The sequence below is a fragment of the Psychrobacter sp. CoH-33_TS_01 genome, assembly GCF_058189395.1.
The window spans coordinates 360,434-383,041 of sequence record NZ_JBVGQI010000001.1; the positions used below are offsets into that span (position 1 = coordinate 360,434).

Here is a 22,608-nt window from a genome sequence, read left to right on the forward strand (position 1 = left end):
GGGTCTAAAATGGTTGGTTTTAAAATAATAAAAATAAGGATGATTTGGGTCATTCATTACATAAAAATACTAACTCTGCTTTGCTGTATTACCGCCTGTAGTAGAGAAATTCAACAACCATTTACCTTAGACGACCTCCATCATGCAGACCCTATAGCAGACGCCCAGAAAGCCATTGCAAAAGGTGATTTACATGTCTATGCACTTTACAGTCATCATCCCTATACACCTGATATAAAGCGTGGGTGTATTAGTGACGAGGATATTGTGCCAATAGAGGGTACTTCTGACACTGATCAAAGTTATGAAGAAGCCCAGTTTGATACGTTAGCGTCTTTATATGCCGAGTATTATAATTCTCAGATAAAGTTTCATTTAGTTAAGAAAGGTAATACCTGCTTTTATCCTTTTCATAAGAAATTTTATCCTTTTCATAAAGAATAAGTAGGGCTATTTAACCAATTTCACGCCCTGCATTTCCTAAATCAATTAGTACGTCTCTGAAAAAGCTCGTCCTTGAGCTATCACTTTTATACTTTTGCTTTGATTATTCCTCTTCCCCCGCATCCCCCTCAATCTTAACACTCACCATAATAGAGCGCACCTGACAAGGCGTAATTTGCTTAGCGACATCCGCTAAATTAGGTTTTTCGGACCAGCCTAGCCAATAAGCAAAGCCAATTTGTGTCAGGTCAATGCCACTATGGTTGGTATAGCCAATGCCACCAGAAGGTCGACTGTTAATCTCCAATACACGGTGTACGCCGTCATCATCTTGCTTGGTCTGCACGCTAACGACACCATCGCAGCCGAAGGCTTTAATTAGAGGCACGACCACGGCCATAACGCCTTCATCATAGCCAATATGCTGAATCTTACCCACCTTATGACGAGTCACTGCCGCCAATACCTCACCGCGCTCGCAAACCACATCGATAGAGTATTCCTGACCCGCTAAGTAAGGCATAAGCAGCATAGGAATAGGGCGCTCATGCACCATCTGACTGTTGGCGTAGGCGGAAATATATTGCACAGTATTTATCTTTTTTTCTTCAGTAAAGTATAAGTGCTCAAAGCTATCGTAGTTTTTCTCTTGCTCACTGTCAGGATGACGGGCATCTTTCGCTATCGTCGTCCCCGTATCCAATCGCCAAAACCCTTGCGCGAAGATACCGGTGATGGGCTTCACGCATAAAGGTTGGTGACCGTGTTTATCAAGCAATTGGGTTAATTCGTCCAAACTATCAAAGCGCCAACCTTCCGAAACCGGGATATCATGAGCCTGACAATGCTGGATAAATTGAAACTTATCATCGATTTTATCGAGCATTTCTACACTAGTTGCGCCAGTTAGCAGCCTGATACCTGCCGCCTCGAATGCTTCACGATGCGCTTCGTAGTCAATGCCATTACGACCCGTGAGCAGCACCTTAACGTTGTTGGCTTGGCAATGCTCAAGCACAAACTGCCAGCGGCTAACTGGAGCGTCAGTATCGACAGTAGTCGCTTCACTATCTAGTCTAGGCTCAAGAGGTTCATAAAAATACTGGTCGGCAAACTCAAAGATCTCAGCACGATGGGCACGGTGCGACGCTAGCACCGTTAGATCATGATGCGGATAGTCAGATTTTAACTGTTGTAAGCTGGCGAGCATATCGCGTTGGCTAGACTGGGCTTCGGCGAGCCAAACACTGGCTGTAGGTTGGGTCATGGGCAGGAGGTCTCGTATGGGATGTATCTTGTATTAAGGGTATCTTGTATTAACGATATCTTGTATTGAATAGGCCGAACTATAATATCGGCTAGTTTACTATGTGAGCGCCGCTACTTGCAGGGCTTTATACAATTATTTCTAGAGAGTGCACTGAAGCCAGAGGCTCTTAATAGTTAGCCTAAAGAAAATGCTGATGCGAAAAATTGCCAGTCTGCTAGACTAGGGCTAATATAAAAAACAGTCATTAAGCGAGAAATTATGAGCCAGACTTTAATTGCCGGTGCCAATGCTGCCTTGCCGACCGATACCATTAGTATTCGCATTTTAAGCGACCAACCGATTGATTGTGCGGCTTACCGCCTAGCCAGTACTGCGAAAGTGCGTGGTGATGGCGACATGGTGTTCTACGGACAGAAGAGTAGCGATGATGGCAGCGTATCGTTCCGAGGCCATGAGACCGATGGTTTCTTTGATATCCAATTGGCAACTCAGCCTGCGCAAATTGAAAAGATTGCTTTAGCTTTCTCTAGCGATAAGACCCTCGCACAAATCGGTAATGTCGATATTCAAGTGATGCAAGGCAGTACGGTTTTATTAACCTGTCAAGTCGAGGCGGGCAACCGTAGCGAAAAAGCCGTCATTTTAGGCGAATGCTATCGCCGTCAAGGCAGTTGGAAATTTCGCTTTATCTCGCAAGGGTTTGATGGCGGCTTGAAGCCCTTGTCTGAGCACTTTGGCGTTGAGATTGCGGATGAAGCGCCTGCACCAAGCCAAAATAATGCATTCAATAACAATCAAACCAATATTAATACCGCTAGACAAAACACCCCACCGCCTATTCCAGCAGCGGCGCCGCCAAGTCCAAGTGTTAATCTATCCAAAATTACCCTAACTAAGAATCAATCCAGCATTAACCTGCAGAAAAAAGACGACTTCGGCAAAATTTCTATCAATCTCAACTGGAATCAACGCCCCGACAATAGCGAAATGCCCAAAAAAGGCCGTCTAAGCGACTTGTTTAAGCAGCATTCTAAAGGTATCGACCTCGATGTGGGTGCGATGATTCACCTCAAGAGTGGCGAGAAAACTCTAATTCAAGCCTTGGGCAAACGCTTCGGTAGCTTAAATACAGCGCCTTATGTGCTACTGCGTGAGGATGATCGCACCGGTCAAAGTACAGATGGCGAGTGGCTCGATATCAATGGCGCGCAGTGGGCACAGATTGAAGAGGTCTTTATCTTTGCCTTTATCTATGACGGTGTACCCAACTGGTCGCAGACTGATGGCGTCGTGACACTGCATGTGCCGGGTCAGCCGCCGATTGAAACACGCTTGACCGAGGGTGCGAATGCCAAGCCGATGTGTGCCATCGCGAGACTGGTCAATAAACAAGGCAGTATCAACGTTGAGCGCATCAACCAGTATTTTGGCGGCCATAAAGATATGGATCAAGCGTTTGGTTGGGGTTTTAGCTGGCAGAAGGCTCGTAAATAGTACGGGACTGCCTGTCAAAATAGCCTAAGCATCTTTAATGTAAAAGCCAAAACAGCAACAGCGTGGCCTTGGCATCGGGGCTCTTTAGACCTGAAGAAATATGCGACTCATAGGCAGTCGTTCTTTCTACACTATGGCCGCGCCTCGTCCCGAGGCAAGAGTAAAAGCAAGAGTAAAAGCATATATTGGGAGCGTGTAAGGTGCGCCCAGCGCACCAGTCATTAGTAGATAATCTATCTTGCTTACAGGATTAAGTGCCGCGTAATTTTTTCCGCATTTGCTATCCACGCTGTGTCGTTTATAAAATCTTGTTCTTTAATGTGCTGGGCTAAAGCCACAGCCTACGCACGAGCGTCAAACAAGTTAACTTCTAATCCCATTTTCATTAAGAATGTTCGCTCCTTTTGTAAAGGAGGGTTAGGGTGGATTCGCTTTTCCGTGGGTGTTACTACCACGGTTCAAAAATTGTCACCCACACTACGTCTTTGTAGGCTGGTGCTTTCAGCCCAGCCAATTAGGTACATTTAATAAAGGCGCTGGGCAAAATGCCACAGCCTACGCGCGAGCGTCAAACAATTTAATTTCTAACCCCATTCTTATAAAAAACGTCCCCTCCTTTTGTAAAGTAGGGTCAGGGAGGATTTGCTTTGCTTCTCCGCAAGAGCTATCCATACCAACACTCTATATAAAACTCCCAAACAAAAAAACGCCACCAAAAAAAGGCAGCGTTTTCTTAACTTCAAAATTAACTCTAAAGCTTAAGCATGCGGAGCCACAGCAGGCATCAAGTCCTGGAAGGTTCGGCCCGAAGCGATTTCACCAATAGCATGCATTTTCCATTCGCCATTATGACGATAAACTTTCGCCATAATCATCGCCGTATGGCTGCCCTGCGACGATAGGTTATAGCGAGCCACCTCTTGATTATTACCTGCATTGATAATGCGACAAAAGGCATTCTCAACCGTTTCAAAAGTCTGGCCGGTAAAGCTATTTACCGTGAATACGAGCGATTGAACGCTTGCAGGGACGCGTGATAAGTCAACGTTAATCACTTCGTCATCGCCGTCGCCATCACCCGTGCGGTTATCACCGGTGTGCAAAATGCTACCATCTTTCGATTTTAACTGACCAAACCAGATCGCATCCACGGGCTGCTTATTGCTATCAAACATGATGCATGACGCATCAAGATCGATGCTATCGCCACTACCGCCGCCGCCACCAAATAAGTTGCCTAAGAAGCCGCCTTTCTTTGGTGCAGAAGATTGGGCAACATCCCAACCGAGGCCCATTTTAATTTGGGTCAACGTACCGCCAGCTTCTTTGCTTAGCGAGATTTTCTGACCTTTCTGAAGACTAACTGCCATGAGATTATCCTTTTTATAAATTTATCAGTGAAGTTAAAAGTAAATATGATTTTATTATGATAATAACTAGAGATACTGTATTAATGGGGTCTCAGTTACCATTGTTAAAGGCTTCGAGTAACTATTAGTATTTTTTAGATAGTTTTATACCGCTGCATCTTTAGCCAAATATTTTATCACTAAGCATTTTGCAAAGTAGGGTGCCTAGTAATAATGAGTGCCCAAAAAAAGGCAGCGATTCATTGAGAAGTCGCTGCCTTAAGTGAATTACATAATTTGGTTTAGTAGACCACCGCCGCCGCCACGACCGCCTGAATTGCTACCCAAGACGCTTTGCAGCCAGCCTTGATAACTATCACGATTGCGTGAGCAGATGACGACTTTACCGGTACCAGAGAATTTTAGCACCATGCCTTCGCCACTAGTGACGGAGTTGATGATGTTGCTCATAAAGCCTTTTTTCTTACTGGTAGAGACCGATAAATTATACTGAAGACGCGAGTCCCAGCAGACCACATGACCATTATCAATAATCACGTCTTTACCAGGTTCTACATCAATCTCAAATAATGACCCAAAGCCCGAGACCACTACTTGGCCTGCACCTTGGGTCTGCATGACCACAAAGCCACCGGTATCGCCAAATACTGCGCCACCTAAGTTGCGCTGAATGTTGGCTCGAATATCAACCCCGCTTGAAGCCGCGACATAAGCTCCATCGCTCAAAGTATATTGCTGCGCGCCTACATCCAAAATTTGCATATCGCCATCGAGGGTAGGGGCTAGCAGACAATCACCTTCGCCATGTTCAGCGACAATCTCTTGCTGAAACAGGGACTCATCATTAGCAAAGCGGCGCATCAAAGACTGCATGATGCCGCCCTGCAGTTTGCCTTTAAGCTCGAGATTGGTTTCCATCATTACCATAGCATTAGCTTCACAGTAAATAGTGTCGCCCTTTTTAAGGTTACAATGCAAAAAAGGTTCAATGGTGCCAATCAAGCTAAAAGTCGCTGCCATACTAAGGTGTCCTTACGGTCATTAAGAGTACTGAATGTCTGCTAATACAATAACGTTAAATAAGTGCTGCTAAAGTTTCGGTCAGCCTACTAAGGTAATCTTATGCCAGCAATTATACGTTCACGCCATAAGAAGCTGCTAATGGGCCTAGGCCGCCTGCAAAGCCTTGACCAACGGCGCGGAATTTCCACTCACCGCTATGGCGATAAATTTCACCAAAGATCATAGCGGTTTCAGTGCTGCCGTCTTCTGATAAGTCATAACGAGCGATTTCAGTATTGCCATTGTCATTGATGACGCGGATGAAAGCATCGCTAACTTGACCGAAGTTTTGGTTACGAGCTTGGCCTTCATAGATGATGGCGCACACTGCGATTTTATTGACGTCAGCAGGTACAGCCGCTAAGTTAACTTTGATAGACTCATCATCACCGTCGCCTTCGCCAGTACGGTTATCACCGGTGTGCTCAACTGAGCCATCGCCAGACTTTAGGTTATTGAAAAAGATAAAGTCTTGGTCGTTGCGCACTTTGCCAGACTCGTCTAACAAAAAGGCAATAGCGTCTAGGTCAAAGTCTTGACCGTCAGTAGCGCGGGGATCCCAACCTAGACCGATAGTCATGTTGGTTAAGCCTGGAGCTTCTTTTGATAGGTTGACGTTACCGCCTTTAGTTAAGCTAATAGCCATGTTGTTCTTCCTTTTATGGGTGATTTTGTAGTAAGTGGATTAAGAGTTATTGTGAATTAAAAAGTAAATATTTATTGTTCGTCTATTTATCGTGCATTTAGGAAACAAAATAGAAGTCAGTACGTTTCATGCTAGCGTTACTATAATCTCAACTATCTAAATGACCCATAGCAAAATAAGTCTAGATAATAGACTTATTATTCAGCGAGGGCGCTGTACCATATAATAAAAACCACATCATATGATAAAGGTGAGACCATAAAAAACGTGAGCCGAAACTCACGTTAACTATACTAATCCTACTAAGGTTGCGCAAGTGAGCCTGTAAAGGATTATGTAAAGAAGACGTTAAGTTATCTTAAGCATCTTCCTTACCTCTGATTGCTCATGCTAATCGCTTACCATAACAGCCACTAAGACAACTCTCGAGTAGCATCTTGAGACGCATTGGCGGCTTCTATCTTACGATATTTTAGCGAGGCAATAACTGCCCAACCAATGAAGGCCACACCGATAAGACCAGTTACGATCTCAGGGATATGGAATTTCATCGATAACAACATGATGATAGCTAGAGCGCCGATAGCATAGTGCGCGCCATGCTCCAGATAGACAAACTCGTCTAGCGTGCCTTTATCGACCAAGTAGATAGTCATCGAACGCACGAACATCGCACCAATAGCCAGACCTAACATGATGATAATCACGTCATTGGTAATAGCGAAGGCACCGATTACGCCATCAAAACTGAACGACGCATCTAAGACTTCAAGGTATAAGAAACCTGCAATACCGCCCTTCATAATGGCACTGCCTGCTGCGGCCGTATTAATACCACCCTCAGCTTCTTCTTCAGTCTCTTCAAGGTCGCCCTCAAGCATACCTGATACCACTTGCACGCCCAGATAGACTAAGATACCCCAAACGCCTGCGATTAGGACAGCAGAGTCTTGGGCAGCTTCTACCCATGATAGTGAAATCATAAGGATAGCGAGTGCCACAAACACGCTCATAGCATCGACTTGACCAAATTTAGCCAGACGGCTTTCTAACCAGTCAAACCAATGCACGTCTTTGTCATCAAACAGGAAGTTTAAGAAGACTAGCAATAGGAACATACCCCCAAAGGCTGAAATTTCAGCATGGTGTGCCATCAGCTTCGCTGAATATTCCGTTGGGTTATATAGGGCTAGGTTCACGACATCCATCATACCCATATCGGCGGTCACTGCGACGATGACGATAGGGAAGACCAGACGCATACCAAACACCGCCACTAAAATACCGACGGTTAAAAATATCATTTTCCAAAACTTGTCCCAGTGTTTGAGTACTGACGCGTTAACGACAGCGTTATCAAACGACAAGGAAATTTCCATAACAGCTAAGATAGCGGTGATGGATAATGCTGAAATTAGACCACCCATACCACCATGGGAATAGCCCCACCACGACGCTACAATCAGCGCAATAGCGGTAAAAATCATATCAAAATAAAAATGTCTCATGACATATCCTGTGTAGAGTCACTAAGCACTAAAGCAAAAAAAAGTGGCTAATATATTAACCACTTTTCGATATATAGTCTTGTAAATTTAGGCAACCAATTATCCATAAAATACTATAGGAATAATCGACAGTTAGCGGTGATAAAAGTCGTATCATTTATCCCCTATTGCCCCAGTCTCAGTCTTAAAGTGAGACCTTAAATATTAACGCCATACTGCTGGCACATAGCCTGCAAACCGCCTGAATAACCTTGGCCTACTGCGCGGAATTTCCACTCGCCGTTATGACGGTAAACTTCGCCAAATACCATGGCGGTCTCAATAGAGTAGTCTTCAGCTAAGTCAAAACGCACGACTTCTGTACCAGATTCTTCGTTTACGACGCGGATGAAAGCGTTGGCCACTTGACCAAAGTTTTGGTTGCGTTGTTGCGCGTCATGAATCGTTACGGTTACGACGATTTTATCTACTTCAGCAGGGACTTGCGATAGATTGACCTTAATAACTTCGTCATCACCATCGCCTTCGCCTGTACGGTTGTCACCGGTATGTTCGACAGCGCCGTTGTCTGATTTTAACTGGTTATAGAAAATAAAATCATGGTCACCGCGTACTTTACCAGCACTGCTAAGCAAAAAGATACTGGCGTCTAGGTCAAACTCAGCCCCAGAGGTTGCGCGCTCATCCCAGCCCAGACCAATAAGGAGTTTATTTAGGTTAGGGTCGGTTTTAGTTAGCGATAAGTTACCGCCTTTATTGAGTGATAATGCCATGGTAGATATCCTTATTTAATTGTGAAAGTTATTTAATTGACACAGTTATTTAATAGTAAAAGTTAAACAGTGAGTTAAAAATACACTTAAAACGCTATCACACAGCTGAGCTAAGCGCGTTTAGAGGTATAAAATCTATATAAGGTAATAAAGTATTGGGGTTTTAGAGATAAAGAATAGCGCCGTGCAGCACATAGCAATTTATTATTCTAAGCTATTGTTTATAATTATTATAATTGGGTGTTTGGCTCTAGTATCAAGAGCAAAGACACAGTAAATTATTATTGAATATCTCGCTATTTCCGTAATATACACTAACATCAAACCGGGTATTGTTAAGCTTTATAGTCACACTACCTGCTTATCAAGACTAGTTTTCTGCTGCACTACGGTCTTGTAAACATAGGCTTATTAACGCCCCTTAGCTTTGTAACATAGACGCGCGATAACTGCAAATGAGATAGGCTATCGACGCGTCATTAATTACATGCCCATTAAGGTTTAACGGCTAAGGTTTAAACGCTACTCTAAAATATCAGCCCCATGATGGCGAATCTCAAAGCTGCGATGAATGGGTTTTTTGATATTAAAATCAAAGCCAATCGTGTCATGGGTAATGTCTCTAATATCATAACGCTGGGTCAGCACTTCATCCAACTCAAAACGGGTAAAGTTATTAGAGAAATACAATACGCCATCGGTACGTAAGCGGTTCATCGCGCGATTAATCAAGGCAGCATGGTCGCGTTGCACATCAAAAGTCCCTTGGAACTTCTTTGAGTTAGAGAAAGTCGGCGGGTCAATGAAGATGGTGTCAAACTGCTCGGTGTTGTCTTTAATCCACTCAAAGATATCTTCGGCTACGAAACGATATTTACTGCCGCTGATGTCCAAGCCGTTTAAGGCAAAGTTTTGCTTGCCCCAATCCAAATAGTTCTGTGATAAATCCACGCTGGTGACCGTCTTCGCACCCGCGATAGCCGCATGCACACTGGCGGTACAGGTATAAGCAAATAGGTTTAGCACATCACCGCGATAGCTGTGCGATTTCACCAATTTACGCATATTACGGTGATCGACAAACAAACCGGTATCTAAGTAATCCGTAAAGTTAACAAAGAAATAGGCTTTGTCTTCGCGCACGATATAGAACTTACCTTTCTTTTCGCTCTTCGTTTGCTTGCTGTACTGCTCATTACCCGATTGACGGGCACGGGTCTTAATAAAGACTTGCTCACGGTTTAACTTCAACACTTCGCGCACGCCTAATAAAGCTAGGTTGAAACGACGCTTAGCAGTTTCGGGTGGGATAGTCTTTGGTGGCGCATATTCTTGCACATGGACGTAGTCGCCATAGACATCGATAGCGACTTTATAGTCAGGCAAATCAGCATCGTAAACGCGTAAATTGGTCACGTCTTCCTTTGCCGCAAGCTTCTTCATATGTGCCAAGTTTTTCTGTAGGCGGTTGATAAAGTCTTGGCCTTGTTCAAATAAAACTTCTGACTTATCAAAACTCTCGATAATACTGTCAGCCGTATCTTGGATTAGGGCGCCATAACGGAAATAGACGGTAATCGCACCATTATGACAACGCAGGGTCTGCGGCTCACTAATTGGTAGGGTGTCAGCATGCTCAACTTGCGCGGCTAACACGCCCAACGTCACTTGGCTGTGGTCTTTTTTACGCGGCTTACGTTTAGAGCCTTTGCCCTTCGACTTATTAGACTGCAGCGCTTGCGCGGCTTTAAAGGTATCTTGCAAGATAAGACCAAGCCCTTGATATAGCGGGCGAATGGTGTCTTCCGTGCCTAAACGCTCACCATACGGCGGGTTAGTGATAATTAGCGGACGCTTAAGCTCACCGGCCTCTAAAAATTTAGTCAAGCCGTCTCTTAGATTACTTAGGGCACGTTGCTCTAGGGTGATGTGCGGAATGATATCCTGCAGACCAGCAGCAATTAAGTTTTTATGCACCGCACGAATAGCTCCCACGTCTGCATCATAACCAATAATGGTCGGCAGGTAAGTCTCTGGCTGCTCAGTGACGGCAGCTAAGGCGTTATGGAAGCGTTCTTGAGCTTCGCTACGCATCTGCTCCCACAAGTCGGCGTCATGGTGACCCCAGCCATAAAAACCAAACTGGCTTTCGGCTTTATCGATACCTACTGGGTAATCACAAGTCATTAATAACGCTTCGATTAAAAAGGTTCCAGAACCACACATAGGGTCGATTAAGGCATCGAATTTACTAGCACGTTTAGTCACTTTATTCTGAGCAGTAGTCTCAGCTGCTGTGTTATCTGACCCTTCTGCAGACTCTGCATTGGCATCTTGCTCAATGGCATTTTGATCAACAGTCTCTAAACGTGGCACAGGGTTTTCATGCCAGCCGCTGCTATAAAGTAGCGCAGCCGCCAAGTTTTCTTTTAGCGGAGCATCGGTCATAGCGACACGGTAACCACGACGGTGCAAGCTGGTGCCTGACAGATCCAAATACAGCTCAGCTTGTTTGTCATTAATAGTGGCAAAAATAGAATAGTCAGGATTTTTACTGTCCACATCAGGACGGCTGCCCATTTTGTCGTTAAAGACATCGGCGATAGCATCTTTGATACGCAGCATGCCGAATTGTTGGCTGACACTCACACGCTTATCTACCGATAGACGAATAGCAAAGGTTTGGTCAACGTGTAATTGTTCAGTCCAATCCACTGATTTAGCTAAGCCGTAAACCTGTTCAGCGACATCATATTCGTTATTAATATTACGACGTTTAATTAGCATTAAGACGCGTGAGGCGACGCGTGACCACAGACAAATTTTATATAAATCTGCCAAGGTACCACGGACGGCCAAACGGCCCGTACTTTTGATATCACTGGTGATATTGAAGCTGGTCAGCTCCGTCTGCAGCGGCACCTCTAAGCCATCGGCGCAAGTAATAATAAAGTCAAACTGCGGAGTTACTGAATCGCTAGGGGTCATTCGGCTACCTATAAAAGAATGGATATAACAAAAGGGCGGGGTAAAAGGATGCTGCAAAGAGTGAGGCAAATGGGTATCTGCTAGGCGTTATGTATTAGCAAAATAAGCACCGCAGAGATTATTGGGTGGATTTTACCATATTTGCAGGCGCTATAGAAAATTCACAGCGGTAAAAGGCAGGAAGATACTAATCGCTATCCCCTTTATCTACGGCCATATGCGTAGTGGTCTCAAAAGGCTTAGTAGGGATAGGGTAGTCCACGTCTTTGGGCATGAGTAAACGCATATGCGGATAAGGAATAGCAATATTGGCAGCATCTAGGGCTTTTTTAACGTTCTCCAAAATCCCTTCTTTCATCTTTGGCATGCGCGCGACGGCTGCAGGGGTCACCCAAAAACGGACTTTAAAAAAGATACCATACTCCCCAATCTCATCGATAGTTGCCGAGGTCTCAGGGCGAGCTAATACGTTATTGGTCTCTTCCAATACTTTTAAAATAACAGCACGGGCCGCATCGATATCGGCTTCGAAGGCAATGCGAATGCGAATATCAAACCGGATGAAGTTTTTAGACGTTAAGTTAATAACCTCAGAGGAGGCGACGTTAGAGTTGGGCACAATGATAGTAATGTTATCGCGGGTCAGCACATGAGTAGTACGTAGGGAAATAAGCACCACGCGGCCTTCTTTGTCGCCAATGCTGATCCAATCACCCACTTGAAAGGATTGCTCCATCAAGATGGTGATACCTGCGATAAAGTTGGCCAAAGTCGACTGAGCGGCAAAACCAACTGCCAAACCAGCAATCCCTAAACCTGCCACTAGGGAGACAATATCAAAGCCAAACTGCGCCATGACGCTGGCCATGCCCAACACGATAATGAGCACGGAGAGGACGTTTTTAAGCAACTGCTCAATTGAAGCATTTAGGCCATAATGTTCTAAGACCCTATGAATCACATGACCTGAGGTGGTCCATAAGACAAAGTAAATACCGGCCCAAGTACTGGCTTTAGCCGTCGCTTTGACGGTGCCGGGCTCCACACTGGTTTGACTCATCACGGCAATGATACTGAGGACAATCCAAATATAGCGTAATACAGAGCGAGTGATTTTTAGCCGTCTTTCACTCAGTCGCAGCCGCTCTTGGTTGTGTTTAAGGATATAAATGGTGAGCCAGTACAGAAAGCCGACTAGGGCGAGCAAGATTATGATTTTAATACCGGTGCTGGCAAGGTCCGCAGCGCGAGAAGACCAGTCGCGGGTTTCTTCTTCTAAGGTGCCGCCAATTGCCAGATAAAAACTGGTATGCAAATCCCGCGCAATCTCCTGAAAGAATTCCGTTATGCTCGCTATTGCCATGTTTCAGCCCAGTAAAAAGTGACTTATTAAGAGTTGTTTATTATAAGAGCTCTTATCATACCATGACTGCTGTGACCTCACCGATATCGCTTTAGACAATCCTTTTAAATTAGGCGGCTGTTAAATTAGCTGCTCATTACAACTGCAGCTTATAAAGATAGCCGTCCATTAATCCGTTTGATGGGGAATATTCATTTTATCCTGCACACCACGTAGCGCTGTACGTAAGCCTTCTAATATCGTGGGATGATAAAATGGGGCATCTAATAACTGTTTGACCGTAATGTGATTGGTCAGCGCTGTGGCTAGAATATGCGCGATATATTCGGCGTCAGGCCCTACCATGCAAGCGCCGAGTACTTTATCGGTCTCCTTGCAGCCATAGATGCGCAGTAGGCCACAGTTAACGCCCATAACGCGGCTACGCCCTTGATTGGCAAAATCAACTTCACCGATGACATAGGCCAGACCTTCGTCTTCAATTTCGGCTAAAGTTCTGCCAACAGCCATGATTTGCGGCTCACAAAAGACTATCGAGATAGGTGGGGCAGGCTGACGAATATAAGCGGCGCTATTGTCTTTGCAAACGACTGAACCGGCACTAAAGCCTTCATCGCTAGCGACATGCAGTAGCGGGAAGTGCATATTGGCATCGCCGATGATATAGACGTTGAGCTCACCGATTTGACCGGTGTTTTTGCTCATATTCTGTGGGCGGTTTTTCTCATCTAAAGTCACACCTAAGTTTTCGACCCCAACACCGTCTAAATTATTTTTACGTCCGGTAGCGGCCAACACCCAGTCGCCCTGCCAAGTCTGTTCTTTGCCATCGGCATCGGTATAATGAAGCACGGCTTGGTCAGCAACCGTTTCAACCTTGGTGATTTTACTGCCTAATTCCATGGGTAATTCTTGCTGTAGACAAGAGATAGCACGCTCATTCACCTGGTCGTCTTTGATGCCGCCCACCCCATCCTGACGGTTGAGTACAGTAACTTTGACGCCCAATCTTGCAAAGCTCTGCGCCAATTCCAGACCGATAGCGCCTGCACCCACTACTGCCAATGACTGGGGTAAGTCTTCAATTTCAAAGATAGTATCTGAGGTGTATAGACGCTCGCCCAAGGCCTCCTGCCAACCTTCAGGAATAAAAGGCTTCGTGCCAGTCGCTACGATAATCTGTTTGGCTGCGATGACTTCATCATTGACTACAATGTGACCGTCTTTATTAATACTGGCTCTACCGTCTATTTTCTGCTGCTCATCCCAACTGTCGACTTGGTCTTGCACATAAGAGGTAAAGGAATCACGCAGTTTACGCACACGCTGCATGACTTGTTTGCCATTGATAGTCGCTTTACCTTCGATACCAAAGTCAGCAGAATTATTAGCATGATAAGCCCGTTCAGCGGCAGCAATAAGCAATTTACTGGGCATACAACCGACTTGCGCACAAGTCGTCGTCCAATAGCCTTCATTAATAATCAGCACGTTGTCTGTCTGTTTGCGGGCTTGCTTAAAGGCATTCTGCCCTGCAGTACCCGCACCAATAATGACGACATCGACCTGACGCGTTACTTTTTGCGATTTAGCAGTGGCGTCAGTAGCAGAAGAACTCATAAAAATCCTTAAAATTAAATAAAAAAGTCAATCAAAGTTAATAACAATCAGGGTTAATAACCATTTAGTTAAGTGAAAATACCATTAAAAAGGTTTTAGGACTGTAGGTTTATTATCATTATAAAGTCGTAGGTTATGGAGTATTGTTATCTGTGCTGAGAGATATTAAACACGTTAGCAAGTGTTTAGTAGCCTAAGCATCCGCTAACGTAGCGAGCAAGCGCACGGCATAGTCTTTTGCGCGCAGGTTACGCTGAGCATGGGTCAGTTTACCCTCTTTATCAAAGACAAAGGTAGAGCGCACTAGTCCTAAGACGGTTTTGCCGTACATATTTTTTTCTTTAATCACATCAAAATACTGACACAGACGCTCGTCGGCATCACTAATTAAAGTAATCTGTAAATCTTGCTTATCTATGAATTTTTTATGCGATTCGATACTGTCGCGTGAGACGCCGATAATGTCGTAGCCAAGGTCGTCAAATTCATTCAGCTTATCGGTAAAATCGAGTGCCTGAGTGGTGCAACCTGGCGTATTGTCTTTCGGATAAAAGTATAAGATTAGGCCCTTTTGCTTATGGCTCATTAGCTCTTTTAAGCTCAGCTCATCTTCAATAAAGTGACCATCGAGACGACGTACCATCGGCACGGCAAAATCGGGTAGGGCGAGGACTTCTTCAGTGGGCTTGGCCATAATAAAACCTTAGTATTATTAATATTAAGAATGGGTTGAAAGAGGGGGGTAAAGATATGCTATAAAAAAAAGCTGACAAATGCCAGCTTAATTAATAGAAATCAAAATCTTATTAGTCGGTAATAGCCTGAAGCTTAGCCTTTCTGTGGTGGCTTAAGATCTAGACCAGCGGCACATTGCTGTAACTCTTTTTGCATTTTTTTCACGTAAGGCAGGGTAGACGGGTCTTTTTTACTTTGCGCCATACTCTCAATTTCCCACATCTGACCTATGGTCATCTCACTGCGCACACCGACCGTACACTTGCACAGCTTAGTCGCGGTGGCTTTATCGCCCATCTTATATTTGACCGTGCCATTCACACAGTTATTAATTTGGTCTTGTTTAATATCGGCAGCATTGGCTTGTGGCATCATCACAAAACCTAATAGGGCAAGGGGTAGCACTTTTAATAGTTTCATCAGAATCCTCTGGTTTTCTTTTAGCAAATAATAGGTAGTAACGGTTGTAACTCAGCATTAAGGCATTAAAAATAACGATAGTAAATGGTTTAAACCTTTGAGCGCTAAAGGAAAATTATCCTTAAGTGCTATCAGACTATCACCTTAATATGAGTCAAGCCCTCATGAACTAAAAATCAGCTATAAGATACCAAGCATAGGATTAAATGACCACTTCTGCACTGATGTGATGATGCAATAAAATGTTGCGCGGTTGTAAGGCAGCTTGCATTGTGAGCTTTTATAACTGTGCAGGCTACCTTAACTATTGAGTATCATTATTTGCTAACCAGACTAAGGCAAATAAATATTAACTTTTGAGCTGAAACTATCCCAACATGCGTTTAAAGCTATTGCTCACATCGGTCACGATGACGCTGTAAATACTCTTAGGCGCGGTCTCTTGCGCAGTATTTTGTGGGGTGTTATCAATGATTTCTGGGTAATGGGGCACGAAGTCTTGTCCTTCGCTAAAGCGGGCTGATAGGTAGGTCTCGATAAAGCCATGGTTTTGACCATCATTTTGCTTTTGTACTTTAGACTCCCAAATGCCTCCTAACTTCTCGCCATTGGCAAAGCGCGGGGTAAAGTTGGCCACCATAGGCTGGCCCCCCTGAACCGCATGGAAGAAGTAGACCGCTTGGTCGTCCGTATTGGTGAGATAAAGGCCAGAGGGGCTGGTAGCGGAAACGTTGGCCACACCGACAATTTTTAAATTATTGCTCAGGCGTTGGCGCACTGCTGGGTCTTGCGCTAAGTTAGCGTATAGACCTTGAGCGACATAATTACCTTGCGAATGCGCCACTACCACCACTTTTTCACCGGCCAAGAGTGAGCGTTTTACTTCGCTCGCCATCTTATTGTAATGGTCTATCGCTCGGTTGCCCGCAGTATGAATAAAGTCAATTTTCCAATAGCGCTCTGCCCGGTAAGCTTGGTTGGCGCTATGGATCTCTTCATCGTAGATAGCTTGGCGTACCACCGCTAAATCGGCAGCGTCATAAGTATCCGCTAAGTGCTCACTTTCTACGCGAGCGTTCGTCGCTGCTAGGGCTCTTTTTTGAATCTTAGCCTGCGCATCGAGCTCGTAAATATCACCCAACAGCGGATCGGTCGGGTTATACAGAGTGCGTAAACTGACTTGGCGATTATCAATCAACTGGGCGAAATAACTGTCGTCTTTTAAGCGATTAAATAGGGCAATTGCTGACGTCTGCGCTTGGGTATCGGTGTTGGAGATGCCATTCAAAAAATACACGGACACAGGTTGTGACTTTTGACTAACAGTGGCTGCAGTCGCACTTAATGACGGCAATACATTCGCTTGAGTAGAGATGGCTAGGATAGGCAGGGTTAAGCATAAAGAGAGGGCTAGGGTGCGCAATGGCGGTAAGGTCATGTCATTCTCCTGACGATATAACTCAATTAGTTATCCAGACAACGGTCCTGTTGTCGGTAGTATAAGGGGGCTTTATTACAGGGTCGTAAAGGTCTTGGCAATCACTGCTCAACAGCTGGTAAATAACCTATCGATAGCTGATTAAAAATAAGCAATAAAGTTGATGTAAATCAGTTAATTAGCTTAACATGTAGTGTGCTTTATTTTATTGACCCGCGCAAGGGCTAACCGCACTGCCGTTGCTATCGATAGCGATTTCTACGCTTACCGGTGGCACATAATTTTTCAAACCATTCTTTATGATTGATTTCTTCTCGGGGGTATCAAAGGTGAGCGATTTGATAAAGTTTTGATCCGCTTGCGTCAGGCTAATGACACTACAATCGTAGCGTTTTAACAATGACATGGCATCTTGACTCGGCTGCTCAAGGTAGCTTTGTAAAATAGCGGCACCTTGCATAGCGGTTCGCAGTTCGGTAGCATCCTGATATTTTGCCTGTAAGATATGTTGGATATCGGCTCTAACAACACGTGGGTCTGCTGCTAGATTATTTAGAGTAGAGTTACCTAACCCATTGGCCCCGTTAGCAGTTGTAGACCCCATTTGTCCACTGGCAGAGGCACTGTTATTAACACTGTTGGCCACAGCATTTTTGTTACTGCTATAATTTTCTACCTTACTAACTTGTGCCTTATTAGCCGCAGCTGCGCTCGCTCGTTGAGCGGCGTCACTGTTGCCCGAGGTTGCGCAGCCATACCCCAATAGCGCGATCACCGCAATTAGGCTGCTACCAATGACCAGCGGTTTATTAACTTTAGCCATAAATCACACTCGCAATAAAAAGGGCTGAGCTTTAGTTATAGCGGTTATTGCTATATAAAGCCAGCCCATAAATCGTTGGTCGCTAATACAGTCCGTTAACTCAGAATCAAACTGTCATCATCCACTTTTTCGCCACGGGTGCGCTCAAACATATCGAGCAGGTCATGCACGTTCATACCTTTGCGCTCTTCACCCGAGACATCCAAGACCACTTGACCTTGGTGTAGCATCACAGTACGCGTACCATGGGCCAGCGCCTGTTGCATAGAGTGAGTGACCATCATCGTCGTCAATTTATTATCTATGACAATTTTATCGGTTAACTCTAGGACAAAAGCTGCCGTCTTTGGATCTAGCGCTGCCGTATGCTCATCTAATAGGAGAATCTTAGACGGTTGTAACGAAGCCATCAGGAGACTGACCGCCTGACGCTGGCCGCCAGACAATAGGCCCATCCGGTCGCTTAAACGGTTTTCTAAGCCCAGTTTTAACACGGATAACTTCTCACGGAATAGGTCGCGGTTTTGGCTATTAAGCGCAAAGCCTAGACCACGTTTGCCACCACGCTTAAAGGCCAACGCCATATTTTCTTCAATGGTTAAGGCTTCACACGTGCCGGCCATTGGGTCTTGAAACACGCGAGCGACCCAATGGGCACGCTGATGCGCCGACTTTTTGGTGACGTCGATGCCATTGAGTAATATTTTACCGCTATCGACACGGGTGGTCCCGCTGACAGCGTTCAAAAAGGTCGATTTACCTGCACCATTTGTACCGATGACTGTGACGAATTCACCGTCATCAATGTTTAGGCTGATACCGCGTAGGGCAGGGTTTTCAATAGGGGTGCCTGGGTTGAAGGTCAACTGCAGGTCATGGGCTTGCATCATAAGGACGATTCCTTGGTTACCATCTGGTCTTACTAAGAGCCATAATTCCTTTGGCATGCAGCGACTAATAGGCTGCGATGGCATAAATGAACTAGGACTCTAGGGATATTTTTTGGCTACAGCTAAAATCTTAGAGTGGTTTCGCTTTATGGCGACTGCGACCTGACAGCAATTTTGCTTTAATTTGCGGCAACTGCAGGGCGATGACCACCAATAGGGCTGTGATTAGGTTTAAATCTTGCGAACCAAAACCAATACTACGTAGGGTGTCGCTCGATAGCGCTACCTGAATGAATAGCTTATAAATGACCGCACCTAAAATCACAGCAAAGGTAATCAACCAAATCCGCTTCGCTGGGATAATGGTCTCACCAATAATAACCGCCGCTAGACCGATAACGATAGTACCAATACCGATAGAGATATCCGCGCCACCTTGGGTCTGTACGAACAGCGCGCCACCTAGAGCAATTAAGCTGTTAGAGATAGCCATGCCCATGATGGTGACCCAAGAGGTGTTAATCCCTTGCGCCTGTGCCATGCGTAGGTTTGAGCCCGTAGCTCGCATCGATAGGCCGGTTTCGGTACTAAAGAACCAATCCAAAAACAGTTTGGCTATGATAATCACTCCGCCGATAATGACACAGCGCATCCAATAACCGTTTTCATTGGTTACCAGCGTACTAAAGACCGTATGCTCACCGAGTAGCGGCAAGTTGGGCGCGCCCATAATCCGCAGGTTGACCGAATACAAGGCGACCATAACTAGAATACTGGCGAGCAGCTGTAAGATACCTAGCTTAACGTGTAGCCATGCGGTAACCACACCCGCGACCGCACCAGCCATCATACCAAATAGACAGGCCAGCCAAGGGTTAATCCCTGCGATAATGGCGACGCCTGCGACAGCGCCCCCTAAAGGAAAACTACCGTCAGCGGTTAAGTCAGGAAAATCGAGCGTGCGGAATGACATGAGGACGCCAAGGGCCACTAAGGCATAAATGAGACCACTTTCAAGCGCACCAAAAAAGGCAATTAGAGACATAGGAGGTATTAATTCAATAGGCAAGCTTTAGCAGCGGGTCTCTTAAGACAGCTATCAGAGAGCATCCTGCTAAAGACGCGTCGATTAATTTAACAGATTAAATAATCTGCGGAAAAGGTAAATCATAATATACCACGATGACCGTCATTTATAATCGGAGCAAATCATCGGGTATAAAGTAACAACAGGGGCTGCAATACTAACAATAGAGCTGAGCGCCGAGTACAATAAAATCACTGCTACGCCCGCTATAGTGTATAGATATAGCGGCTAGCGGCCGGCTTTATTCTAACACTTTCTGCGCATTATCAATGACAGCTTGGGGCAAAGTAAAGCCCTGTTCTTTGGCATGGGTTGGGCTGACATATAAATCGAGCGTTTTTGCTCTATAGACAGGAATAGTGCCAGGCGCCTCGCCCTTTAAAATTCTCGTGACTATCTTGCCGGTTTCGCGGCCTAAATCACGGTAGTTAATGCCTAAAGCAGCAGCGGCACCACGGGCGACAGTATCGGTATCAGCCGCCATGAGGGGGACTTTGCTTTCTTTACCCACTTTGTATAACGACTCATAGGCGGAGACCACATGGTTGTCCGTCGAGGTATAAATGAGGTCGACTTTGTCAGCGATACTGCGGGCGGCCATAGGGATGTCATTGCCGCTATTGGCAGGCGCTTCATGGACGGTGATGCCCATTGGCTCAAGTCTACTTTTAAGCTCTTTGAGCACGACGGTTGAATTGACTTCACCCGGGCTATAAACGTAGCCCACATTCTTGAGATTAGGAATGAGCTGCTTCATCAAGTCGATTTGTGGCTCATAAGGGCTAGCATTAGAGGCCCCAGTCACGTTGGTACCAGAGCCTGCTAAATCTTTGACTAATTTGGCAGCTACCGGATTGGTCACGGCAGAGAAGACAATAGGAATAGTGGTGGTTGCGGCTGCCATTGACTGTGCAGACGGGGTCGCAATAGCGACGATAGCATCAGGATTATCACCGACAAACTGCTTGGATATCTGACCGGCCGTAGCCGTACTGCCCTGAGCACTTTGAAAATTAACTTTAAGGTTTTTACCTTCAACGTAGCCATCTGCTGCCAGTTGCTCAATGACGCCGGCTCGCACAGCGTCTAGCGCTGGGTGCTCAACGATAGCGGTAATGGCCACGGTTTTGGTTTCAGTATTGGCCGCTGGGGTCGTATCTTGGCTGTCAGTAGGGGGCGTTGCCGTATCTTGGGCAGGCGGATTGCAACCCGTTAAAATGGCGGTGGCCATACCGCCCCACATTAGGGCAGTGACAAATCTGTTGGGGTTAAACATAGAGGGTGGTGCTCCTGATTATAATGACAAGCACAGTAGCAGGTTGCTATGGTCTGTGGTTGCTTCAACGACATCCTTGTTGAATTTTTTAATAATAGCGTAAAACAATAACTGGCGCTACCAAAGCGGTAGCACCAGTTGAAAGATAACTATAGTTTTGCGGGTTAATGATCACAGCCGCTTATTTAACGACTTCTTTAGCCTTATCAATCACTGCTTGTGGCAAGGTCAAGCCTGCAGCCGTGGCATTGGCAGGGCTAACATACAGATCAAGAGACTGTGGGATATACACAGGAATCGTACCTACGTCAGTACCGTTTAGGATACGCGCAACGATTTTACCGGTCTCACGGCCAAGGTCATAGTAGTTCACGCCTAACGCTGCGACCGCACCACGCGCGACTGAGTCAGTATCAGAGGCGATTAAAGGCACTTTGCTTTCTTTAGCGACTTGCGAGAGGGACTCGTAAGCTGACACGACGTTGTTGTCCGTAGACGTATAGATAACATCTACTTTATCCGCAATACTACGCGCTGCCATAGCAATATCATTACTACGCTGGGCAGGAGCTTCGTGGACAGTGATGCCCATAGGCGTCAATTTTTCTTTTAGATTTTTTAGGACGATAGTAGAGTTCACTTCGCCTGGGCTATACACATAGCCTACGTTTTTCAAGCTTGGAATGATTTGCTTCATCAAATCGATTTGTGGCTCGTACGGTAGGACATCTGAGGCGCCCGTCACGTTGGTGCCAGAACCGTCTAATTTGCTCACCAGCTTAGCTTCTACTGGGTCAGTCACCGCAGAGAATACTAAAGGAATAGAGGTGGTAGCAGCGGCAACAGATTGCGCAGAAGGGGTGGCAATAGCGACGATGACGTCTGGGCCATCAGCGACAAACTGCTTAGCAATCTGACCGGCAGTACCGGTGTTACCTTGGGCGCTTTGGAAGTTCACTTTTAGGTTTTTACCATCGGTGAAGCCTTCTGCGGCCAGCTCATCGATGACGCCTTTGCGCACAGCATCTAGTGCAGGATGTTCAACGATAGCCGTGATGGCTACGGTTTTCATTTCAGTCGCAGCGGCTGGCGTATCACCAGTAGCCGGCGTTTCTGCAGTCGTTTCAGCAGGCTTATTACAGCCGGTTAATACGGCAGCGGCAACACCGCCCCACATCAAAGTTTTAACAAATCTATTTGGGTTAAACATTCAGTATTACTCCTAAAAAATGACAGATAAAAGAACGGCTATCTTCGTTAAAGTGCTGTCTGAGAATAAGGTCATAAATAATATAACCTCGTACTAATACAGCGGCTTATCCCTCTAATAATGTCCTCTTACACTAACGAAACTTATTATTGATACAGGCTTGGTCGATGGGTTGAGTTGCCAAAACCTAT

General features: G+C 45.4%; 19 protein-coding genes. 2 read left to right on the forward strand and 17 right to left on the reverse strand.

Features of this window, described 5'->3' with window-relative positions; translation table 11 throughout:
• Window positions 1-9: 9 nt before the first annotated feature.
• On the forward strand, window positions 10-444 hold the full coding sequence (locus tag ACZ2XM_RS01530) for a hypothetical protein (protein ID WP_490587920.1): 435 nt from the start codon (window positions 10-12) through the stop codon (window positions 442-444).
• Between the two features lie 103 nt (window positions 445-547).
• On the opposite strand, the gene ACZ2XM_RS01535 is transcribed toward ACZ2XM_RS01530, so the two are convergent.
• On the reverse strand, window positions 548-1,711 hold the full coding sequence (locus ACZ2XM_RS01535; RefSeq protein WP_490587919.1) for an ATP-grasp domain-containing protein: 1,164 nt from the start codon (window positions 1,709-1,711) through the stop codon (window positions 548-550).
• Between the two features lie 261 nt (window positions 1,712-1,972).
• Between ACZ2XM_RS01535 and ACZ2XM_RS01540 the strand changes: the two genes are divergently transcribed.
• The gene (locus ACZ2XM_RS01540; protein ID WP_490587918.1) at window positions 1,973-3,208 is read left to right on the forward strand and encodes a TerD family protein; all 1,236 of its coding nucleotides are present in this window, start codon (window positions 1,973-1,975) and stop codon (window positions 3,206-3,208) included.
• Between the two features lie 758 nt (window positions 3,209-3,966).
• On the opposite strand, the gene ACZ2XM_RS01545 is transcribed toward ACZ2XM_RS01540, so the two are convergent.
• The 16 genes from ACZ2XM_RS01545 to ACZ2XM_RS01620 all read right to left on the reverse strand — a co-directional run bounded on the left by ACZ2XM_RS01545 (window position 3,967) and on the right by ACZ2XM_RS01620 (window position 22,417).
• Window positions 3,967-4,578 carry a TerD family protein gene (locus ACZ2XM_RS01545; protein ID WP_490587917.1) on the reverse strand — a complete coding sequence of 204 codons (612 nt, stop codon included), beginning with the start codon at window positions 4,576-4,578 and terminating at the stop codon, window positions 3,967-3,969.
• A 267-nt stretch (window positions 4,579-4,845) separates the two neighbouring features.
• A complete protein-coding gene (locus ACZ2XM_RS01550; protein WP_490587916.1) occupies window positions 4,846-5,598 on the reverse strand; it encodes a TIGR00266 family protein in 753 nt (250 codons plus the stop codon).
• A gap of 112 nt (window positions 5,599-5,710) precedes the next feature.
• On the reverse strand, window positions 5,711-6,286 hold the full coding sequence (locus ACZ2XM_RS01555; RefSeq protein WP_490587915.1) for a TerD family protein: 576 nt from the start codon (window positions 6,284-6,286) through the stop codon (window positions 5,711-5,713).
• A gap of 413 nt (window positions 6,287-6,699) precedes the next feature.
• Window positions 6,700-7,794 (reverse strand): DUF475 domain-containing protein, encoded by a 1,095-nt coding sequence (locus ACZ2XM_RS01560; RefSeq protein ID WP_201497478.1) that lies wholly within the window; start codon window positions 7,792-7,794, stop codon window positions 6,700-6,702.
• Window positions 7,795-7,991: 197 nt separating this feature from the next.
• Complete coding sequence (locus tag ACZ2XM_RS01565) at window positions 7,992-8,567, reverse strand: TerD family protein (RefSeq protein ID WP_201497477.1); 576 nt, start codon at window positions 8,565-8,567, stop codon at window positions 7,992-7,994.
• Window positions 8,568-9,089: 522 nt separating this feature from the next.
• Window positions 9,090-11,555, reverse strand: coding sequence for a bifunctional 23S rRNA (guanine(2069)-N(7))-methyltransferase RlmK/23S rRNA (guanine(2445)-N(2))-methyltransferase RlmL (gene rlmKL / locus ACZ2XM_RS01570; RefSeq protein WP_490587914.1), 2,466 nt, complete (start codon window positions 11,553-11,555; stop codon window positions 9,090-9,092).
• A gap of 187 nt (window positions 11,556-11,742) precedes the next feature.
• A complete protein-coding gene (locus ACZ2XM_RS01575; protein ID WP_490587913.1) occupies window positions 11,743-12,918 on the reverse strand; it encodes a mechanosensitive ion channel family protein in 1,176 nt (391 codons plus the stop codon).
• Between the two features lie 168 nt (window positions 12,919-13,086).
• Window positions 13,087-14,538: a dihydrolipoyl dehydrogenase gene (locus ACZ2XM_RS01580; protein ID WP_490587912.1), complete on the reverse strand. Its 1,452-nt coding sequence runs from the start codon at window positions 14,536-14,538 to the stop codon at window positions 13,087-13,089.
• Window positions 14,539-14,731: 193 nt separating this feature from the next.
• On the reverse strand, window positions 14,732-15,232 hold the full coding sequence (locus tag ACZ2XM_RS01585; protein WP_490587911.1) for a peroxiredoxin: 501 nt from the start codon (window positions 15,230-15,232) through the stop codon (window positions 14,732-14,734).
• A gap of 134 nt (window positions 15,233-15,366) precedes the next feature.
• Entirely contained in the window at window positions 15,367-15,693 is a 327-nt protein-coding gene (locus tag ACZ2XM_RS01590; protein WP_490587910.1) for a hypothetical protein, read from the reverse strand.
• Window positions 15,694-16,060: 367 nt separating this feature from the next.
• A complete protein-coding gene (locus ACZ2XM_RS01595) occupies window positions 16,061-17,131 on the reverse strand; it encodes a hypothetical protein (RefSeq protein WP_490587909.1) in 1,071 nt (356 codons plus the stop codon).
• Window positions 17,132-17,336: 205 nt separating this feature from the next.
• The gene (locus ACZ2XM_RS01600) at window positions 17,337-17,954 is read right to left on the reverse strand and encodes an SPFH domain-containing protein (RefSeq protein WP_490587908.1); all 618 of its coding nucleotides are present in this window, start codon (window positions 17,952-17,954) and stop codon (window positions 17,337-17,339) included.
• Between the two features lie 95 nt (window positions 17,955-18,049).
• Window positions 18,050-18,844, reverse strand: a complete 795-nt coding sequence (locus ACZ2XM_RS01605) for an ABC transporter ATP-binding protein (protein ID WP_490587907.1) — start codon at window positions 18,842-18,844, stop codon at window positions 18,050-18,052.
• Window positions 18,845-18,974: 130 nt separating this feature from the next.
• Window positions 18,975-19,889 (reverse strand): ABC transporter permease, encoded by a 915-nt coding sequence (locus ACZ2XM_RS01610; protein WP_490587906.1) that lies wholly within the window; start codon window positions 19,887-19,889, stop codon window positions 18,975-18,977.
• 283 nt (window positions 19,890-20,172) lie between these two features.
• Window positions 20,173-21,207, reverse strand: coding sequence for an ABC transporter substrate-binding protein (locus ACZ2XM_RS01615; RefSeq protein WP_490587905.1), 1,035 nt, complete (start codon window positions 21,205-21,207; stop codon window positions 20,173-20,175).
• 181 nt (window positions 21,208-21,388) lie between these two features.
• On the reverse strand, window positions 21,389-22,417 hold the full coding sequence (locus tag ACZ2XM_RS01620) for an ABC transporter substrate-binding protein (RefSeq protein ID WP_490587904.1): 1,029 nt from the start codon (window positions 22,415-22,417) through the stop codon (window positions 21,389-21,391).
• Window positions 22,418-22,608: the final 191 nt, after the last annotated feature.